Below are 20,145 nucleotides of genomic sequence, written 5' to 3'. Positions count from 1 at the left end.
AAAAATGAAAGGAAAAATTATGACAATAAAAGAAAAAGCAGATAAACTCCTCCACGAAACCGGGCTCTGCCAAGAACTGAAAAAATACGGTGAACCTCACCCCATCGGCAGCTACCGTATGGATATGATGGTTTACAACGATTTGGACATTGACATCCGAAACGATTCCATGACCCTTGAAAAACTTCATTCACTTACACTCTATATCCTGACAACCTTCCGCCCCACCTGGTACGAAGCCCGCGAGGAAATCAACGATGAGGGCAAAACGGTCTGGTTCCACGGCTTTCACGCCCTATTCATGGATGAACTCTGGAACTTTGATCTTTGGTTTTTTGACCGGGAAACCATTACCAAAGCCGAAGCTTACTGCGACAACATAACCACGCTCTGCCGCCAGACTCCATCCCTGAAAACAGCCATCACAACAATAAAAAAAGACCTTCTCTCCCAAGGTCTCTATCGCTATGACAAATACACCAGCATGGATGTCTACCAGTCCGTCCTCACGGAAGGCATTACCAACACCCAGGCTTTCCTGAAAAAACACCCCTTACCAACTCTCTGACCACTAATACCGGCCTCCTGCTGCCGCATTCCGCTCCGCGCTCTATCCTCCCGCTGCCACATCCCCCTCCGCGGATTTAAGAAGGCTCGGCAGGAGGACAGGGCACGAAACAAACCCTATTCCCCGCCAGCCGCTTTTAAACATCCAGAAGCTGTCTCTTCAAATACCGTCCCACAACATTAGCAAAATTCCCAATATCCCGGATATAAGCAAAATCTCTCCCGAATATCTTCTTCTCTGCCTGCAGGTCCTCCTCCTCCCCCGCAAACACTCCAAGCACTGCAATCCTCTTATTCCTAAGCTTCCGCACTTCTGTAGCCGTATCCTTCACCGCAAATTCCGTACAATAAGCCTCCTTCTTACTCCCCCTCAGGCTTCCTGCGATCACATCATTTGGCCTTCCGTCGCTGAGTACGATCAGAATCTTATTCTCTTCCTTCCGTTTCTCCAGGCTTTCCGCCGCCGCTCTCACAGCCAGCCCGTCACGGTTATTGGCAGAACCGTAGAATTCAAAGATCCTCTCATTTGCGGCCCTGTCATCCTCATAATCCCGGAATCTCTGCATAATAGTAAAATCTCCAAAAGTACAGAATCCCATAACCCTCTGCGGAATCCTCACAATGCTCAGGGCCTCACTGATAATATATCCCTGAAGCGCTACAAGGGCCTGTCTGCCCTGTTGGGAGCCGCTTGCATCAATCAATATCTCCACAGCGAAATCCGTGTTATCCCGTATAATTTCGCGCTCAAACAGCCTTCTGTTGTCTGTCCTCCCCAGATTCCACAACTTTCTTGCACAGATACTCCCATACTCACTGGACACCACTTCCCTCTCATTTCTGGTAAGAAGTGCCCGCTTCAGTGTATTTGCCAGCATCTGCACATTCTGTCTGGTCACCATCTGGTTCAGATTCAGCACCCTGAGATTATCATCTCTGACCTTTTTTACATACTCAGCCTTGGCGCTCTCCTCCAGATCCCCGTGCAGCAGCCCGTCTGTAAAATGCAGACGACAGCCCTCATGGCTGCCCCTGCAGACCTGGCTGTTCTGATGCTTCTGTTCCTGGACAGACAGATAGCTCCTTCCATAATTAAGCTCTACATACTCATCCAGGCGGGCGGAAGATTCCTCGTCCAGCACGATCACATTTGCCTTGTGCCGGTTCAGCAGATCTTCCTCCTCCATCAGTTCATCGGTAAAAAGATTTACCTTATGCTCATCCTCACTCTCCTCGGATTCCTCCTCCAGATTCTCTTTATCCGTATACTCTTTACTGTTCTCCTCAGAATCCCTGAGTTCCTCGCTGAGGCCCTTGAACTTCTTCGTAAATCCCTTGGCATATGCCCCCTCATATACAGCACCGAGACAATTTACAATCTGTGAAGTATCCTCTGCGTCTTCCAGCGTACAGATAAGCTCTATCAGTCTCTGGTTTCTCTCATCCGCCTCCGTTTTATCCAGCATATACCGCAGATAGCATGCTTCTATATTACCCCAATCCGTATGCGTAAGCCTCATGCTGTCCTTTTCCAGCGTATCCCGCATGGCTCTGCGCCGTATGGACGCCACGCCGCGCCGCTCCTTTTCCAGCTTTTTATACACAGCGCAGTCAATACACAATCTTCCCAGTGCAAGGAGCACAGACGGTTCCCATCCGGCATAGACCTTTTTCGTTATGTAAGACTCATACTCTTCAACGCTGAAATACCTGGCAAATCCTCCATGCCGGACAGCATCATAAAAGGCAATGTATTTTGACTTCTGCCAGGCCTCCGGATCCACCTCAATGTCCAGTTCATAATCCTGGCTGACCGTCCACATGAGATTCCTGATCCTGTTCTGGATATCCAGACGGTTTGCCTCTGCTTCCCATCTATCTTCGTTTTCCATACAATACATCTCCCCATATGCGTCTGTTTAAAATACATCGCTGCTGGTCCACTCCTCAGGTATCCGGGTCATGACGATATCAGCAATCAGCTCTCTCTCAAACGCGTCGAAACATTTATCCGTGATTCCCATATCAATGGCATCAACCGGGTTTAAACCGCCTTTTATCAGCTTCAATGCCCCAATCAGTCCACGCATATCCACCGCTTTGGTTGAAATCTCTCCGTTTTTTGCCTTGAGCTGCAGATCCAGGAAAAGTCCTGAGAACTGTTCAAGTGCCCCGTCCTTCACATCAGGAAACGCGCTCTTTAAGATTCCCATGAGCCTGTCTTCCGTCATGGACGGCATATTGATCACCATGAACCTGGAGACCAGGGCCTCATTTAACTCCTTAGTCCCCGCATACCCATAATTCATGGTAGCAATAAACCGCGTAGCCGGGTCCAGATCTATCTTGTCATATCCCGGTACATCAATGACCCGCCTGTAGTCAAGCGTTGCATGAAGGACGGACACTGCATCATTCTTTGCCATATTGATCTCATCCAGGATTCCGAATCCCCCGTATCTGGCGCACTGGTAAATAGGCCCTTTCCGAAGCTTTACCTCATTGCCCACAAAGGTATCTGTGCCGATCAAAGTGCTGCTGTCCGTATTCACATGGAAAGATACATTGTAAAGCGGCCTTCCGAAAATCCATGCCAGATTCTCGGCAAGTACATTCTTTCCCGTGGCCTTGTCTCCGCAGAGAAGGATATTCTCCCCCTCCAGAATGGCTGTCACTGCTTTCTCTAAAATTTCCTCCCCGAAAAACGGCATGGAAGGTGCAGTGATCCTGTCCTTTACCTTGTCAGCAACAGGATTTTCTTTCTTAAACAGTTCTACTCTCTTTTTCAGGCTTTCTTTCAATTCCATTCTGCTCACCTCACAAAATAGGCTCCTTCGCCGGAGTTCCCGCTTTGCGCGGATATTTCTTCGGTGTAGGCTTTGCCTTCTGAATCACTACAAGGGAACGCTCCATATCTGTTCCCGGAAGGAGAAATTCTTCTGTCTTCTCCAGCTTTCCTCCCAGTACGGATACTGCTTTCTTCCCCTCCATAAGTTCCTCTTTCACTCTGCCTGACTTATAAGCTACAAAGAAGCCGCCTTCCTTTACATAAGGCATGCAATACTCACTGATGGTACATAGCCTTGCCACTGCCCTGGTAACACTGAGATCATACTGTTCCCTGAGCTCCGGCCTTCTGGCCCCGTCCTCTGCACGTCCGTGCACGGTGTAGATGCTCTCAAGCCCCAGGTCTTCTATGACGGCATCCAAAAATTTAAGACGTTTATTCAGGGAATCCAGAAGTGTCACCTGAAGGTGGGGAAATACAATTTTAAGGGGAATCCCCGGGAATCCCGCTCCGGTTCCCACATCAATGCAGGATTTTATATTCTCCATATCCAGGGCTTTTACAATAGAGAGACTGTCCACAAAATGTTTTGTCAAAACTTCCTCGAACTCCGTAATTCCCGTCAGATTCATGACCTTGTTCCATTCCACCAGCATCTCGTAGTAGCGCACAAACTGCTGCTTCTGTTCCTCTGTTAAGGTCAGCCCCAATTCCCCGCAGCCATTCTCCAGTATATCCAGGCAGTATGCCTTCTGTTCCTGATTTGTCACTTCACTCATGCATCCGCCTCCTTATGAATTCCGTTTCTTCTGTAAGATTCCATATATACAAGCAGTACCGATATATCCGCCGGGGATACACCCGCGATCCTGGACGCCTGTCCCATAGATACCGGCCTGTATTCCTTTAACTTCTGCTTTGCCTCTATCCTCAATCCGCTTATTTCCTCATAATCCAGGTCCTCAGGCAGACGTTTTGTCTCCAGTTTCTTAAACTGTTCCACCTGTTTTAACTGCCTGCGGATATAACCGTCATACTTGATGTTAATGTTTACCTGTTCTGCCACATCCTCAGGAAGTTTCGGCCTTTTTTTATCCAGCGGCGCCAGAATTTTGTAGGAAAGTTCCGGACGCCTGATCAGCTCTGCCAGAGAGGAACCGTTTTTCAGCAGTGTACTTCCGTAAGATTCCAGAAGTTCCTGCACTTCCTTTGAAGCACCCACAAAGGTATTCTCCACACGAGCTGCCTCCTCCTCTATCTTCTGTTTCTTCCAGAGTACATACTGATACTCTTCCTCACTCACCAGACCCACCTGATACCCTTTTTCCCTGAGGCGCAGGTCCGCGTTGTCCTGTCTGAGGAGCAGGCGGTATTCCGCTCGGCTTGTCATCATTCTGTAAGGTTCATGGTTTTCCTTAGTCACCAGGTCATCGATCAGAACGCCGATGTAGGATTCGGACCGGTCCAGTATGAGCATTTCCCGTCCCAGCACCTCCATGGCCGCATTGATCCCTGCCACAAGCCCCTGGGCTGCTGCCTCCTCATAACCGGAACTTCCGTTAAACTGTCCGCCTGAGAAAAGCCCTTTTATCTCCTTGAACTCAAGCGTTGGATAAAGCTGTCTTGCATTGATACAGTCGTATTCTATGGCATAGGCATTCCTTACAATCTTTGCATTCTCAAGTCCGGGTACGGAGTGATACATCTCATACTGCACATCCTCCGGCAGGGAGCTGGACATGCCGCCCACATACATTTCATTGGTATACAGCCCTTCCGGCTCCAGGAATACCTGATGTCTGTTCTTATCCGCGAATTTTACCACTTTATCCTCAATAGACGGGCAGTATCTCGGCCCTGTTCCCTCGATCATGCCGGAATACAGAGGGGAGCGGTCCAGGTTGTTCCTGATGATCTCATGCGTCTTTTCATTGGTATAAGTAAGCCAGCAGGATGCCTGATCTATCTGTACATCCTCCGGATCCGTGGAAAAGGAGAAGGGAACCACCCTCTCATCCCCGAACTGTTCTTCCATTTTGGAGAAGTCAATACTTCTCTTATCAATCCTGGCAGGTGTTCCCGTCTTAAACCGGTACATCTCCACACCCAGATTCTTCAGGGATTCCGTCAGGTAATTAGCAGCCTGCAGACCGTTCGGGCCTGTATAACTGCTTACATCACCGTAGATGCAACGGGCTTTCAGATACGTTCCGGTACAGAGCACCACAGCCTTTGTCTGATACACGGCTCCTGAATACGTCTTTACACCTGCTGCCTTATGCTCCTGCGCCAGGATTTCTGTCACCTCGGCCTGTTTGATGGTGAGATGTTCCGTGTTCTCCAGTACCCTTCTCATACTCCTGGTATACTCCTGCTTGTCCGCCTGGGCGCGCAGGGAATGGACGGCAGGTCCCTTCGATACATTGAGCATTTTTGACTGGATAAAGGTCTTGTCAATATTTTTTCCCATCTCACCGCCAAGGGCATCAATCTCTCTCACCAGATGGCCCTTGGAACTCCCGCCTATGTTGGGATTGCAGGGCATCAGCGCAATACTGTCCACGCTCACTGTGAACATGATGGTCTCAAGGCCCAGACGTGCACAGGCAAGCGCAGCCTCACAGCCGGCATGACCCGCGCCCACAATGGCAATATCGTAATTCTCAACCAGATTGTTCATTCTAATGGCTTCCTTTCTGAAATAACTATTCACATGATTTTTCTATTTGAACTCTGTTATCCACATTTTCGATAAAATATGATGATTTTTGTGGATAACACTACCGTATTTTTATTTTCCTGTGCAGAACTTCGCAAATATCTCATTTACCAGGTCTTCCCCCACAGACTCCCCGATAATGGTTCCCAGACTCTCGTATGCGTTCATCAGGTCAATGGAGAAGAAATCCTCAGGCATCTGCATGGCAATGCTGTTTTCCACAAGCTCCAGGCTTTTCACAGCGTCCTCCAAAGCCGTCTTATGGCGGATATTTGTAATATATACCTCATCATTAAAGGACAGCTCGCCTTCAAAGAACATATCTTTGATCTGCTGCTCCAGCACATCGATCCCCTGCTCCTCCTTGGCGGATACAGGTATCACCGGATGGTTCATCCTCAGCCTCAGGCTTTCCTCTGAGACCACTGTATCCAGATCCGTCTTATTCAGCAGAATGACTGCCTTCTTATCTTCCAGCATGGAGATGATCTCCTCATCGTTCTCATCCAGGGGGATAGAGGAATCCACCACGTAGAGAATCAGGTCCGCGTCCTTTGCGTACTCTTTTGCTCTTCCCACACCGATCTGTTCCACACGGTCCTCTGTATCCCTGATACCGGCTGTGTCTATCATACGGAGGGAAATGCCGTGCAGGACAATGGTCTCCTCCAGAATATCCCTGGTAGTTCCCGCAATATCCGTTACAATGGCTCTCTCCTCTCCCACAAGAAGGTTCATAAGTGAAGATTTTCCCGCATTTGGTTTGCCCACAATGACGGTCTTGATACCCTCCTTCATCATCTTGCCTTCCCCGGCAGTTTCCAGCAGTCTCTCGATTCTGGATTTCTGTACAGCCACTTCTCTTTCCAGGGTCTCCCCGTATCCGTCTATACTGATATGCTCCGGGTCATCCAGGGCTGACTCAATATAGGCAATGTGATAGATAATCCTCTCCCTGATTTCCCGGATCACCTTCTGCACAGACCCCTTTAACTGGTTCAGGGAACTTTTCAGCGCATATTCATTTTTGGCATTGATCACATCAATCACTGCTTCAGCCTGGGACAGGTCTATCCTTCCGTTTAGGAACGCCCTTTTTGTAAATTCCCCCGGCTCTGCAGGGCGGGCGCCGTATTTTATCACGGTCTCCAGCACCCGTTTCATGGCCAGAACACCGCCGTGGCAGTCAATCTCCACCGTATCCTCACCGGTATAGCTTCTGGGGCCGTCCATGAGCATGACCAGCACCTCATCAATCTCTTCCTCCCCGTCATAGATAAACCCATAGTGAATGGTGTGTGACGGTTCCTTGTCAATCTGCTTTCTGCCGCCTTTGGAACGGTAAACCTTCCGGACTATCCCGCGGCTTTCGGGACCGCTCATACGGATGATTCCGATTCCCGATGCCGTCATAGCTGTGGCGATTGCTGCAATGGTATCTGCCATTTTCTTCAACTCCTCTGATTCTATTTCAACATTAACACAGGTAACGTAAATTTATAGTCAAAATTAAAAAAATTCCAGGCGAAAGCGCAGAGAAATTTATTCTCCATTATTCACGCTTTCACCTAGAATAATCATACTTAATATATATTATTTTTTCAGCTTTACAACCACGTGGCGGTAAGGTTCATTTCCCTCACTGTAAGTCTCCACGTAGCGGTTGCCCTGTAATGCAGAGTGGATGATTCTTCTCTCATAGGGATTCATCGGCTCCAGGGAAACCGGTTTTCTGGTCTTTCTGACTTTGTAGGCAATGCTCTTTGCCAGATTTTCCAGAGTCTCTTTTCTCCTGTTTCTGTAATCCTCAGTATCCAGCTTCACACGGATATATCCCTGTCTTCCCTTGTTGACAACAAGGCTTGTGAGATACTGCAGAGAATCCAGAGTCTGTCCTCTCTTGCCTATAAGAATGCCCATGTCCTCACCTAAAAATTCAATTTCCAGGTTGCCTTCCGCGCTCTTATATTCCATCTTGATCTCAACTTCAAGCTCCATGGCTTTAAACACGCCGCTTAAGAACTTCTCCGCGTCTGCTTTGACAGCTGTGATCTCTTCTTCTGTTCTCTCAACGACCTTCCGCTCTTCATGCTGCGGTTTTACATCCTCTTTGAAAGCCTCTGCCTTTCTGGCATCTTTTTTCGGCTCCCTCTTAGGCTCTCTTCTCGGCTCGCTCTTGAACTCTTTTTTCGCTTCTTTTCTTTCTTCCTTTGGTGCTTCTTTTCTCTCTTCTTTTACCGGAACAGCCTCTTCAATTACTGGTTCTTCTGGTAAGGATACTTCTTTTCTGCGAACATTGATCCTGGCCGGTTTGGCTCCGAATCCTAAAAATCCTGAACTACCTTCAAATAAAACCTGAATCTCCAGATTTTCACTGGAGGTCTCAAAATCCAGACAAGCTTTTGTGATCGCTTCGTCTACAGTTTTTGCAGAAAATTCTTTGAATTCCATGCTTCTTCCCCCTTACCCCTACTTCTTCTTAGATTTGTTTTTCTGATCAAATTGAGCAACCATGTTTGCCTTTGAAGCTAAACTTCCCGGTTTTGCATTCTGCACATTCTTGTAATATTCGGTAGATTTCTGAACTGCAGCATTTCTGTCCTCAGCTGTTGTCTTCTTCGGCTCCTCAATGTTTCTTACATTCATCTTGGCCTGCTGCGTGATCTTCTGCGGCGGAAGTCCTGCTTTTGCACGCTTCTTAGCCATCTTTTCCTGGTTCTTTTTAATGAAATCATCCATATTCATATTGTCCAGATGTCTGTTGATGACAAGCTGCTGTACACAGCGGATCACAGAACCGGCGATCCAGTAGATACCAATACCTACAGGGAATGAGAAACAGATAAAAGCGGAAAACAGAGGCATGAAAGTGTTCATACCCTTCATTGTGGCATTCATCTGGCTGTTTGTGTCATCTGTTGCTGCTGTGGGCATTAATTTTAAGTTCAGCATCTGAGTCAGCCAGGACAACAGCGGAATCATGATCGCAGCAACGATCAGAAGATACGTGTGCTCACTCCATCCTGTCTTGATCAGGGAAAGCGGTGTGTCCGCTATGTTCAGACCCAGGAAATTCTGCATGGGATGGATTTTACCCGCAGTGTCACTCAAGGTCTGCGCAAAACCGCTGAACTTGTCCACATCGCCAAGATCTGCCCACTGGGAGGGGGACAGACTGTATAAAAAGTCAATGACATGGTTATCATTTACACCCTTGCCATTTGTGGGCCAGCTATAACTTCTGATACCATGCTCTTTAATAAATTCCGTGATGATTCCCACATATCCGTCAACATTTGTGATTTTAACAACTGCGGAATCGAACATGTGCTTAATTCCTCCGATGTATCCCGGCATCTTGATGATAACCTGGTACAGAGCGAAGAAGATAGGCATCTGAATAACCATCTGCAGACAGCTTCCTGTAGGAGATACACCGTACTTTTCATATACGGCCATGGTCTCTTCCTGCATCTTCATCTGTGAGTTCTGGTCTTTTTTGCCTTTATATTTCTTGTTTATTTTCTGTAATTCCGGGGACATGACTGCATTCATCTTAGAGAACTTCTGCTGTTTGATCTGCAGAGGCGTCATGAACATATAAATAATAATCGTAAATAAAATAATGCAGAGGCCCAGGTTTGTGACCCCGATACTGTAAATGCCGTTCATCAGCCAGCCCATTACTTCAGCGACCCATTTTACAATCGGCATTGTACTCTTTGTTAGCAACGCAACCAAAATATTTTCCTCCTTATAGCCGGTTTGTCACCTTCATCTCTCAAGCATTCCGCCTTTTAAGAAAACGGCGGTGCATAATTATCTCCTAACAAGATAAAACAACAATTATGGTACCGGATCGTATCCGCCTTTTGAAAATGGATTACACCTTAATATTCTCCAGCAAGCCAATAAACTACCTTTTACTGCACCATACTTCTCAATTGCTTCTAATCCATACTGAGAACACGTGGGTATATAGGGACAACGGGTTCTCTTTAACGGGGATAAATATTTCTGATAAAGCCGAATCATCTTAATCAATACTGTCTTCATTCTCTTCACTTCTTATGGTCTTTGTTAACTTACCTAAGTGCAAAAGCGCACTCTCCATGGAATTGAATCCCTGATCCTTTCCATTTACCCTGACTACTACAACAATATCATATCCGCACCTGAATTTTTCTTCGTTTAATCGGTAGCTTTCTCTGAGAAGCCTGGTCAAATGATGTCTCACAACACTGTTGCCTACCTTTTTACTTACGGATATACCAATTCTGTTTCTGTCCAACTGGTTTTTTAACACATACATAACTAAGTAACGATTTGCAAATGATGTTCCCTTTTTATAAACCAGTTGAAAATCTCTGTTTTTCTTTAACGATTCCGAATACTTCATAAACCATCCTTTAATGAAAAGAAGAGAAGAAAAGACCACATATCTGCGGTCTTAAGCTGATAATCTTTTTCTTCCTTTTAATCTTCTTGCAGCTAAAACTTTTCTTCCGGCCTTACTGCTCATTCTTGCTCTGAATCCATGAACTTTGGATCTGCTTCTCTTTTTTGGCTGAAATGTCATTTTCATATTCCAGGCACCTCCTTTAAACCAAATATCTATCTATTGTTTCAGATAGTATTCCTATGATTATGCATGATAGAAAACATCATTTCAATTATATTCGTAAACCCCTGATTCGTCAAGATATATTTTATTTTTTTATTTAAATATATTTATCACGAAAATAGGCTGAAATCCGTGTATTCACACGTTTTCCACATTCCAAAATACTGACCTGTGGAAAGTATTCCCTGGACCATATCCCTGAAATGATTATCCCCACAGTTATTCACACATTTCTGGTTTACGTAACGTTATCCACAAATTGTGGATAACTTGTGGATAACTTTTTCGTTTTCCCCACGCTTTTTTGCCCTTTTCGACAAAAAAGCCTTGATTTATCCATATTTTCGCCATGTGGAAGATGTAAATAAAGTTATACACATTTCTCACATCTCTCTTTTTCCACAATGTTTTTAACTTTACAATCCTCATTTTCCACACGGTTTTATCCACATTATTAACATAACCTTGTGGATTTCTGTTTAGAAATATTTTTTCATTGCTAAAAATTCTATTTTATTATAATATATAGATAATAATACGTTTTTTTGCAATAGAAAGTCCGCAGACGCGTACTTTCTATTGTTGTGTGCTTGTACAAAGAGGAAGATTTCATTTTGAGTTGACTTTTTAACTCAAAATGTGGATTGAAATAATTATTTCATATCGGGAGAATTCAAAATGCATTTAATACAGGAAAAATGGACAGACATATTAAATATGATAAAAACGGAGCATCAGTTATCTGATGTCTCTTTTAATACCTGGCTGAAATCCCTGACAGTCCACAAAGTGGAGGGGGACACCGTAACCATCATTGTCCCCACAGGGCAGATCGGTATTAACTATATTGCCAACAAATATCTTCTTCCATTAAAAGTGGCAATTACAGAGACCGTGGGAGAAGACTATGAAATTGCTTTGATCTTACCGGATGACGTGCCGCCGGAAACGGCGGATACCCCCGTATCTTCCGCTGCAGTAAATGAAAGTATTGAAAAAGCCAACTTAAATCCAAAATACACTTTTGACACGTTTGTAGTCGGAAGCAATAACAAACTGGCACACGCAGCTTCCGTCGCCGTTGCAGAATCCCCGGGAGAAGTGTATAATCCCCTCTTTATATATGGAGGTGTTGGTCTTGGAAAGACCCATCTGATGCACTCCATCGCACATTTTGTGCTGCAGAAGAGACCGCAGTCCAAGGTTTTGTATGTGACCAGTGAATATTTTACCAATGAACTGATTGAATCCATCCGTAACGGCAATAATTCAACTATGTCCAAGTTTCGGGAAAAATACCGGAACATAGATGTACTGCTGATCGATGATATACAGTTTATTATAGGAAAGGAATCCACCCAGGAAGAATTTTTCCACACTTTCAACGCCCTGCACGGAGCTAAAAAGCAAATTATTATCTCCTCAGATAAGCCTCCGAAAGATATGGAAATCCTGGAGGACCGGCTTCGTTCCAGGTTTGAGTGGGGATTGATCGTGGATATCTCCTCACCTGATTTTGAAACCCGAATGGCTATCCTCCGAAAGAAGGAGGAGCTGGACGGATACCAGATTGACGACCAGGTCATCGAGTATATCGCACAGAATGTAAAGTCAAATATCCGTGAACTTGAAGGTTCTCTGAACAAGATCATGGCATATGCAAACCTGGAGAACCGGGAGATCAATCTGGCTCTGGCAGAAAAAGTATTGAAAGATATCATATCCCCAAACCAGAAGAGAACTATAACACCGGAACTCATTATTAATATAGTAGCAGAACACTTTGATCTCACTCCTTCAGACCTGACCGGAAACAAAAGGAGTTCAAAAATAGCATATCCAAGACAGATTGTCATGTACCTGTGCCGCCACATGACAGAGACTACGCTGAAGATCATCGGTGACAGCCTGGGCGGACGTGACCATACGACCATCATGAGCGGCATAAATAAAATAGAGCGGGAAGTGGAGGAAAACGACGCCACCAGAGAAATCATAGATATATTGAAGAAAAAGATAAATCCCGCCAAGTAATCTTTAAGGTATACACTATCCACAACCTTAGGTGAATAAGCAGTGACTTTCATGTGGATAAGTGTTGATAACGTGAACCCCGGTTTTGGGCGCCTCATTTATCAACAGCTTATTCACTTGAACTTCAACGTTAACCCACAAAGTTATCCATACGGTGAAAGCCGCAGTTTATGCGGGTTTCGAGGGTTATTCACAAATTCACATCCCCTAAGGCTACGACTGCGGATTTCTTTTAAATATTTTATAGATAAAGCCACTTTTGCACAGAAAGGAAGTTATACACATCATGAAATTAATTTGTCCAAAATCAGAACTATTAAAAAGTGTAAATATTGCCATGAAAGCCGTACCGGGAAAAACAACCATGCCCATTCTGGAATGTATTCTCATTGACGCATCTGCAAACGAGATAAAATTCACATCCAATGATATGGAACTGGGAATCGAAACAATCGTCGACGGTACTATAGAAGAAAAAGGCATCATCGCACTGGATGCCAAGATATTTTCCGAGATTGTCAGAAAGCTCCCGGATAATAATGTTACCATTACAACAGATGAAAAACTGAACACACTGATTACTTGTGAAAAAGCCAAGTTCAATATTCCGGGAAAATCAGGAGAAGATTTTTCTTATCTTCCGTTTATTGAAAAAAATGACTGTGTACGGATTTCACAGTTTACTTTAAAAGAAATTATCAGACAGACTATTTTCTCCATTGCAGCCAACGAGAACAATAAACTGATGACAGGTGAACTTTTCCAGATTGAAAACAATATGCTGAGAGTTGTTTCTCTTGACGGACACCGGATCTCCATCAGAAAAATTGCCTTGAAGGAGGAGTGCGCAGATAAAAAAGTAGTGGTTCCCGGTAAGACACTGAATGAGATCAGTAAGATTTTATCCGGTGAAATGGAAGATATGGTGGATATCTATCTCGCAGAGAACCATATCTTGTTTGAATTTGATAATACCAAGGTAGTATCCCGTCTCATCGAGGGAGATTACTTTAAGATTGACCAGATGCTGTCCAGTGATTATGAGACAAAAGTTAAAATTAATAAAAGAGAATTTCTGGATTGTATCGACAGGGCAACCCTTCTTGTGAAAGAGGGAGATAAAAAACCAATTATCATCCACATTGAGGATGGCTCCATGGAGCTGCGCATTGATTCCCAGATCGGTTCCATGAAAGAGGACATTGATATTGAAAAAGAGGGAAAAGATATTCTCATCGGTTTCAATCCCAAGTTTTTGATAGATGCACTGAAAGTCATTGATGACGAGGAAGTCAGCATTTATCTCATGAATCCGAAGGCACCCTGCTTTATCAGGGATGACGAGGAGCAGTATATTTATCTGATCCTTCCTGTAAACTTTAACGCTGTCAGCAGATAAAAACGGGTTTGAAAGCCGTTAGGAGAGAAAAAATGGAAATAATCAAATTAAAAGATGAATTTATTAAGTTAGGCCAGGCCCTGAAAGCCGCAAATCTTGTGGAAGACGGGGTTGAAGCCAAATATGTCATTCAGGACGGTCTCGTAAAAGTCAATGGTGAGACCGATACCAGAAGAGGACGTAAACTTTACGACGGGGATCTGGTAACTTATGACGGACAGGAAATCAAGATAGTAAAATAATTTTACTAATCCTATAATCCCAACAACAGGTGTTTACATGTATATTGAGTCTATAGAACTGAAAAATTACAGGAATTACAATCTTTTGTCCCTGCAGTTTGACAAGGGAACGAATATTCTCTATGGAGACAACGCCCAGGGCAAGACGAATATTCTGGAAGCTGTATACCTGTGCGGTACCACGAAATCACACCGAGGCAGCAAAGACAGGGAGATGATCCGGTTTGAACAGGATGAATCCCATATCAGAATGTTTGTGAACAAGGACGGCATATCCCATAAAATAGATATGCATCTGAAAAAGAATAAAGCCAAAGGCATAGCCATTGACGGTATTCCCATCCGAAGGGCCAGTGAGCTGTTCGGAATTGTCAACATTGTATTTTTCTCACCCGAGGATCTGAATATTATCAAGAACGGTCCCGGTGAGAGAAGAAGATTTATTGATTCCGAGTTATGTCAACTTAATAAGGTGTATTTATCTGATTTATCCAGTTATAACCATGTTCTGAATCAGAGGAACAAGCTGCTGAAGGACATTGGATTTCAAAGCGGTCTGGCGGCCACTCTGGATGTGTGGGATGAACAGCTGGTACGTTACGGAAGATCCATCATTGAAAGCCGTCATGAATTTATCCGTGATATAAACGATATTATCGGAGGGATACATAGCAGCATAACAGGCGGAAAAGAAAAGATTGAACTGGTTTATGAGCCGAATGTAAAGAGCGGTGAGTTCTACGAACAGCTGGGGAAAAACCGGGAAAAAGATTTTAAATTCAGAAATACTTCATCCGGACCACACAGGGATGATTTATGTGTTAGAATAAATGACATTGATATCCGTAAGTTTGGTTCACAGGGACAGCAGCGCACAGCCGCCCTATCCCTGAAATTATCAGAGATTTATCTGGTGGAGAAGAAAATAAAGGATGTTCCGATCCTTCTTCTGGATGATGTTCTGTCAGAACTGGATGCAGGCAGGCAGAATTACCTGCTGGACAGTATCCGGAATGTGCAGACTATGATAACCTGTACAGGTTTGGATGATTTTGTCAATAAAAGATTTGAAATCAATAAATTGTTTAAAGTGGTGGAGGGGACAGTTGCCCCCTGAGACGACCAGTGGAAAACCGGTGAGCATTGCCGGTAAACAGGAGGAAATGCATGAGCACAGAGATTAAAACAGAGTATGGAGCAGATCAGATTCAGATACTTGAGGGACTGGAGGCTGTAAGAAAAAGGCCTGGTATGTATATCGGCAGTACCTCCGCCAGAGGTCTGCACCATCTGGTGTATGAGATTGTAGATAATGCGGTAGATGAAGCGCTGGCCGGTTATTGCGATACCATAGAAGTATCTATAAACGAGGATAATTCTATCACGGTTATAGACAATGGCCGCGGTATTCCGGTAGGAATTAACCACAAAGCCGGCATTCCGGCGGTTGAGGTTGTTTTTACGATTCTGCATGCCGGCGGTAAATTCGGCGGCGGGGGATATAAGGTATCCGGCGGTCTTCACGGTGTTGGCGCATCTGTTGTGAATGCCCTCTCCACATGGCTGGAGGTCACCATTTTTCATGAAGGAAAAGTATACCGTCAGCGCTATGAGCGTGGAAAAACTATTTATAAATTAAAAGTGATCGGTGACTGTGATCCGGATAAGAGGGGAACCATGGTGACCTTCCTTCCTGACCCCCAAATATTTGAAGAGACTGTGTTTGACTTCAGTACGCTCAAACACCGGTTCCGTGAAATGGCCTTCCTGACAAAAGGACTGAAGATCATTGCTGTGGACAAGAGAGATGAGGAACCAAAGGAAGTCATTTTCCACTATGAGGGCGGTATCAAGGAGTTCGTGCAGTACCTGAACAGAAGTAATTCCGCACTCTATGAAGATATTCTTTACTTTGAGGGGACAAAGGACGGCGTGGTGGTGGAAGTTGCCATGCAGCACAACGATTCCTATACAGAAAATACTTATGGTTTCGTAAATAATATCACAACGCCTGAGGGTGGAACCCATATTGTGGGATTTAGAAATGCCCTCACCAAGACCTTTAATGAATATGCAAGAAAGAATAAAATCTTAAAAGAGAGTGAGTCAAATCTTTCAGGAGAGGATATCCGTGAAGGACTGACAGCCATTATCAGTGTTAAGATAGAGGACCCGCAGTTTGAGGGGCAGACAAAACAGAAACTGGGAAACAGTGAGGCCAGGGGAGCAGTGGACAATGTTGTGAGCGGCCAGCTTGAAATTTTCCTGGAGCAGAATCCGGCTGTTGCAAAGACGATCATTGAGAAATCCGTGCTTTCCCAGCGTGCAAGAGATGCTGCCAGAAAAGCCAGAGAACTGACAAGGAGAAAGTCTGCGCTGGAGGGAATGTCCCTTCCGGGCAAACTGGCTGACTGTATGGACAAAGATCCTTCCAAATGTGAGATATACATCGTAGAGGGAGATTCCGCCGGTGGTTCCGCCAAGACTGCCAGAAGCCGTGCAACACAGGCCATTCTTCCGCTGAGAGGTAAAATTCTGAATGTGGAGAAGGCAAGACTTGATAAAATATACGCGAATGCCGAGATTAAAGCCATGATCACTGCCTTCGGAACCGGCATTCACGAAGATTTTGATATCAGTAAGCTTCGTTACAATAAGATCATCATTATGACCGATGCCGATGTGGATGGTGCCCATATTGCCACCCTTCTCTTAACGTTTTTATACCGTTTTATGCCGGAGCTTATAAAACAGGGACATGTATACCTGGCAAAACCGCCGCTGTTTAAAATTGAGAAGAATAAAAAAGTTTTCTATGCCTATTCCGAGAAGGAACAGGATGAGATACTGAATGAGATCGGACGTGACGGCAACAACAGGATCCAGCGTTACAAAGGTCTGGGAGAGATGGACGCAGAACAGCTCTGGGAGACCACCATGGATCCGGAACGCAGGATTCTTTTAAGAGTCACCATGGACGATGAGGCGTCATCTGAAATAGATCTGACATTCACCACACTTATGGGAGACAAAGTTGAGCCCAGGCGTGAATTCATAGAAGAGAATGCAAAATATGTTAAGAATCTCGATATTTGATCCCATGAGTCAGCCGGGCAGACAGCGATGATCTGTTTTGCTGCAGAATGAGGGAACGGACGACGGAAGCGGAGTTAAGGAGAAGCTAAATGGAAGATAATATTTTTGATAAAGTCCAGGAAGTGGACTTACAGAAAAAGATGGAGGAGTCCTACATTGAGTATGCCATGAGTGTTATTGCATCCAGGGCACTGCCTGATGTAAGGGACGGTCTGAAGCCGGTACAGAGAAGAATTCTGTACTCCATGATAGAATTGAACAACGGTCCGGACAAACCACACAGAAAATGTGCCCGTATCGTGGGTGATACTATGGGTAAATACCATCCCCACGGTGACAGCTCCATTTACGGGGCACTGGTTAACATGGCACAGGACTGGTCCACCAGATATCCTCTGGTAGACGGCCACGGAAACTTTGGTTCTGTGGATGGTGACGGTGCCGCTGCCATGAGGTATACAGAGGCCCGCCTGAGCAAGATTTCCATGGAAATGCTGGCGGACATCAATAAAAACACAGTTGATTTTGCTCCGAACTTTGACGAGACAGAGAAAGAGCCCCTGGTTCTGCCGTCCAGATACCCCAATCTTCTGGTGAACGGTACATCAGGTATTGCTGTTGGTATGGCTACCAATATACCGCCCCACAATCTGAGGGAGGTTATTTCTGCTGTTGTAAGAATCATTGACAATATTATTGAAGAAGACAGGGAAACCGAGCTGGAGGAAATCCTGTCCATTATAAAAGGGCCTGATTTTCCAACCGGAGCCATGATCCTGGGTACAAGGGGAATCGAGGAGGCTTACCGCACAGGCCGCGGAAAGGTCAAAGTGCGGGCTATCACAGATATTGAGACACTGCCCAACGGCAAGAGCCAGATCATTGTCACAGAACTGCCCTATATGGTCAATAAAGCGCGTTTGATTGAGAAGATGGCAGAACTTGTAAGGGATAAGAAAATAGACGGAATTACGGCCATTAACGACCATTCCAACAGGGAAGGCATGCGTATCTGTATTGAGCTGAGAAGGGATGCCAATGCCAATGTTATCCTGAACCAGCTTTACAAGCACACACAGCTTCAGGATACATTCGGCGTTATCATGCTGGCACTGGTGAACAATGAGCCTAAGGTCATGAACCTTCTGGAAATGCTTAAGCATTATCTGCGCCACCAGGAAGAGGTTGTGACCAGAAGGACACAGTATGACCTGAACAAAGCACAGGAACGTGCACATATCTTGGAGGGTCTGTTAAAAGCCCTGGAACATATTGACGAGGTTATCCGTATCATCCGTGCATCGAAGACCACACAGGAGGCAAAGGATTCCCTTATGGAGGCATTCGGCTTCTCAGATGCCCAGGCCCAGGCGATTGTAGACATGAGGCTGCGTGCACTGACAGGTCTGGAAAGAGACCGTCTTCAGGGCGAGTATAATGAGCTGGTTAAAAAAATCCGGGAGTTAAAGGCTATTCTTGCGGACAGAAACCTTCTGCTTCGTGTGATCCGTGAGGAGATTCTGGGCATATCTGATAAATACGGGGATGACAGAAGGACCTCGATCGGATACGATGAATTTGATATTTCCATGGAAGACCTGATTCCAAAGGAAAACACAGTTATTGCCATGACAAAATTAGGATATATCAAGCGAATGACTGTTGATAATTTCCGCAGCCAGAACAGAGGCGGTAAGGGAATCAAGGGCATGAGCACCATTGATGACGACTACATTGAGGAGCTTTTGATGACCACTACCCACCATTTCCTCATGTTCTTTACCAACATGGGGCGTGTTTACCGTATGAAAGCATATGAGATTCCGGAAGCCAGCAGGACAGCCAGGGGTACTGCCATTATCAACCTGCTTTCTCTGCAGCCGGAGGAAAAGATTTCAGCGGTAATCCCCATCAATGAATTTAAACAGGGAAATTATCTGTTTATGGCAACGAAAAACGGCCTTGTAAAGAAAACGCCGATTGAAGATTACAGTAATGTGCGTAAGACAGGTCTTGCGGCTATTGCCCTCCGCGAGGACGATGAGCTGATTGAAGTAAAATTTACGGACAACAAGAAGGATATTATCCTTATAACAAAATTCGGCCAGTGTATCCGTTTCCACGAGACAGATGTAAGAAGTACCGGACGTGTATCCATGGGTGTGCGCGGTATCAATCTGCTTGAGGAGGATGAGGTCATTGGCATGCAGCTCAACTGTCAGGGGGATTATCTGCTGATCGTCTCTGAGCATGGTATGGGCAAGAGAACCTCTGTAGGCGAATTTACCTGCCAGAACAGAGGCGGAAAAGGTGTAAAATGCTATAAGATCACAGAGAAGACAGGTAATGTGATCGGAGTAAAAGCAGTCAATGAGGAAAATGATATTCTTTTGATAACCACAGAGGGAATTGTGATCCGTCTGGAGTGCAGTACAATTTCTATTCTGGGACGAATTACATCCGGAGTGAAGCTTATGGACCTGAACGAGGGAGTGACGGTTGCCAGCATTGCAAAGGTGAGAGAAAAGGAAGAAAGTGAAAGCGTGGAGTCCGCAGAGGCAGATTCCCAGACAGAAGAGAACCAAGGAGAGTAAAATGCGTAGATTAAAAGGGCTTCTATGTTGCATTCTGGTGATTGTGCTTATGTTTTCTTTGAGCGGATGCGGCGTTAAGGTA

General features: G+C 45.1%; 18 protein-coding genes (1 of these 18 only partly in view). 8 read left to right on the top strand and 10 right to left on the bottom strand.

Going from position 1 to position 20,145, the window contains the following annotated elements; genetic code table 11:
- Window positions 1-19 precede the first annotated feature (19 nt).
- Entirely contained in the window at window positions 20-568 is a 549-nt protein-coding gene (locus LC508_RS19765) for a hypothetical protein (protein ID WP_225305233.1), read from the top strand.
- Between the two features lie 136 nt (window positions 569-704).
- Here the strand turns inward: LC508_RS19765 and LC508_RS19760 are convergent, their stop codons facing one another.
- The 10 genes from LC508_RS19760 to rpmH all read right to left on the bottom strand — a co-directional run bounded on the left by LC508_RS19760 (window position 705) and on the right by rpmH (window position 10,659).
- Window positions 705-2,459, bottom strand: coding sequence for a cobaltochelatase CobT-related protein (locus tag LC508_RS19760; RefSeq protein ID WP_052099668.1), 1,755 nt, complete (start codon window positions 2,457-2,459; stop codon window positions 705-707).
- A 27-nt stretch (window positions 2,460-2,486) separates the two neighbouring features.
- Window positions 2,487-3,374 carry an AAA family ATPase gene (locus LC508_RS19755; protein ID WP_033143181.1) on the bottom strand — a complete coding sequence of 296 codons (888 nt, stop codon included), beginning with the start codon at window positions 3,372-3,374 and terminating at the stop codon, window positions 2,487-2,489.
- 10 nt (window positions 3,375-3,384) lie between these two features.
- On the bottom strand, window positions 3,385-4,134 hold the full coding sequence (gene rsmG / locus LC508_RS19750; RefSeq protein ID WP_225305232.1) for a 16S rRNA (guanine(527)-N(7))-methyltransferase RsmG: 750 nt from the start codon (window positions 4,132-4,134) through the stop codon (window positions 3,385-3,387).
- Window positions 4,131-6,035, bottom strand: a complete 1,905-nt coding sequence (gene mnmG, locus LC508_RS19745) for a tRNA uridine-5-carboxymethylaminomethyl(34) synthesis enzyme MnmG (protein WP_103732538.1) — start codon at window positions 6,033-6,035, stop codon at window positions 4,131-4,133. Before mnmG ends, rsmG begins: the two co-directional genes overlap by 4 nt.
- Window positions 6,036-6,146: 111 nt before the next feature.
- A complete protein-coding gene (mnmE, locus tag LC508_RS19740; protein WP_033143178.1) occupies window positions 6,147-7,520 on the bottom strand; it encodes a tRNA uridine-5-carboxymethylaminomethyl(34) synthesis GTPase MnmE in 1,374 nt (457 codons plus the stop codon).
- A gap of 147 nt (window positions 7,521-7,667) precedes the next feature.
- Window positions 7,668-8,525 (bottom strand): RNA-binding cell elongation regulator Jag/EloR, encoded by an 858-nt coding sequence (jag, locus tag LC508_RS19735; protein WP_033143177.1) that lies wholly within the window; start codon window positions 8,523-8,525, stop codon window positions 7,668-7,670.
- A gap of 18 nt (window positions 8,526-8,543) precedes the next feature.
- The gene (locus LC508_RS19730; RefSeq protein WP_081960514.1) at window positions 8,544-9,815 is read right to left on the bottom strand and encodes a YidC/Oxa1 family membrane protein insertase; all 1,272 of its coding nucleotides are present in this window, start codon (window positions 9,813-9,815) and stop codon (window positions 8,544-8,546) included.
- A gap of 105 nt (window positions 9,816-9,920) precedes the next feature.
- Window positions 9,921-10,130 carry a membrane protein insertion efficiency factor YidD gene (gene yidD, locus LC508_RS19725; RefSeq protein WP_081960513.1) on the bottom strand — a complete coding sequence of 70 codons (210 nt, stop codon included), beginning with the start codon at window positions 10,128-10,130 and terminating at the stop codon, window positions 9,921-9,923.
- Window positions 10,111-10,473: a ribonuclease P protein component gene (gene rnpA / locus LC508_RS19720; protein ID WP_103733160.1), complete on the bottom strand. Its 363-nt coding sequence runs from the start codon at window positions 10,471-10,473 to the stop codon at window positions 10,111-10,113. The genes yidD and rnpA overlap by 20 nt, the downstream gene beginning before the upstream one ends.
- Window positions 10,474-10,524: 51 nt before the next feature.
- Window positions 10,525-10,659 carry a 50S ribosomal protein L34 gene (gene rpmH / locus LC508_RS19715; protein WP_033143174.1) on the bottom strand — a complete coding sequence of 45 codons (135 nt, stop codon included), beginning with the start codon at window positions 10,657-10,659 and terminating at the stop codon, window positions 10,525-10,527.
- A gap of 717 nt (window positions 10,660-11,376) precedes the next feature.
- On the opposite strand from rpmH, the gene dnaA reads away from it, so the two are divergent.
- The 7 genes from dnaA to LC508_RS19680 form a co-directional block, all read left to right on the top strand.
- Window positions 11,377-12,732, top strand: a complete 1,356-nt coding sequence (dnaA, locus tag LC508_RS19710; protein ID WP_033143172.1) for a chromosomal replication initiator protein DnaA — start codon at window positions 11,377-11,379, stop codon at window positions 12,730-12,732.
- A gap of 286 nt (window positions 12,733-13,018) precedes the next feature.
- Complete coding sequence (dnaN, locus tag LC508_RS19705; protein WP_033143171.1) at window positions 13,019-14,131, top strand: DNA polymerase III subunit beta; 1,113 nt, start codon at window positions 13,019-13,021, stop codon at window positions 14,129-14,131.
- A gap of 32 nt (window positions 14,132-14,163) precedes the next feature.
- Window positions 14,164-14,373, top strand: coding sequence for an RNA-binding S4 domain-containing protein (locus tag LC508_RS19700; RefSeq protein WP_033143170.1), 210 nt, complete (start codon window positions 14,164-14,166; stop codon window positions 14,371-14,373).
- Window positions 14,374-14,410: 37 nt separating this feature from the next.
- A complete protein-coding gene (gene recF / locus LC508_RS19695; protein WP_033143169.1) occupies window positions 14,411-15,490 on the top strand; it encodes a DNA replication/repair protein RecF in 1,080 nt (359 codons plus the stop codon).
- Between the two features lie 50 nt (window positions 15,491-15,540).
- Entirely contained in the window at window positions 15,541-17,469 is a 1,929-nt protein-coding gene (gyrB, locus tag LC508_RS19690) for a DNA topoisomerase (ATP-hydrolyzing) subunit B (protein ID WP_033143168.1), read from the top strand.
- Window positions 17,470-17,558: 89 nt separating this feature from the next.
- On the top strand, window positions 17,559-20,063 hold the full coding sequence (gene gyrA, locus LC508_RS19685; RefSeq protein WP_033143167.1) for a DNA gyrase subunit A: 2,505 nt from the start codon (window positions 17,559-17,561) through the stop codon (window positions 20,061-20,063).
- 1 nt (window position 20,064) lies between these two features.
- Window positions 20,065-20,145: the beginning of an LptM family lipoprotein gene (locus LC508_RS19680; protein WP_033143166.1), read on the top strand. The gene runs 507 nt beyond the window's last position; the window shows 81 of its 588 coding nt (coding positions 1-81); it begins with the start codon at window positions 20,065-20,067; its stop codon lies beyond the right edge, outside the window.

The organism is Blautia parvula, from assembly GCF_020215665.1.
Taxonomy (GTDB): Bacteria; Bacillota; Clostridia; order Lachnospirales; family Lachnospiraceae; genus Blautia; species Blautia celeris.
Note: the sequence above shows the minus strand (reverse complement) of the source record. Positions and strands in the feature narration are given on the sequence as shown.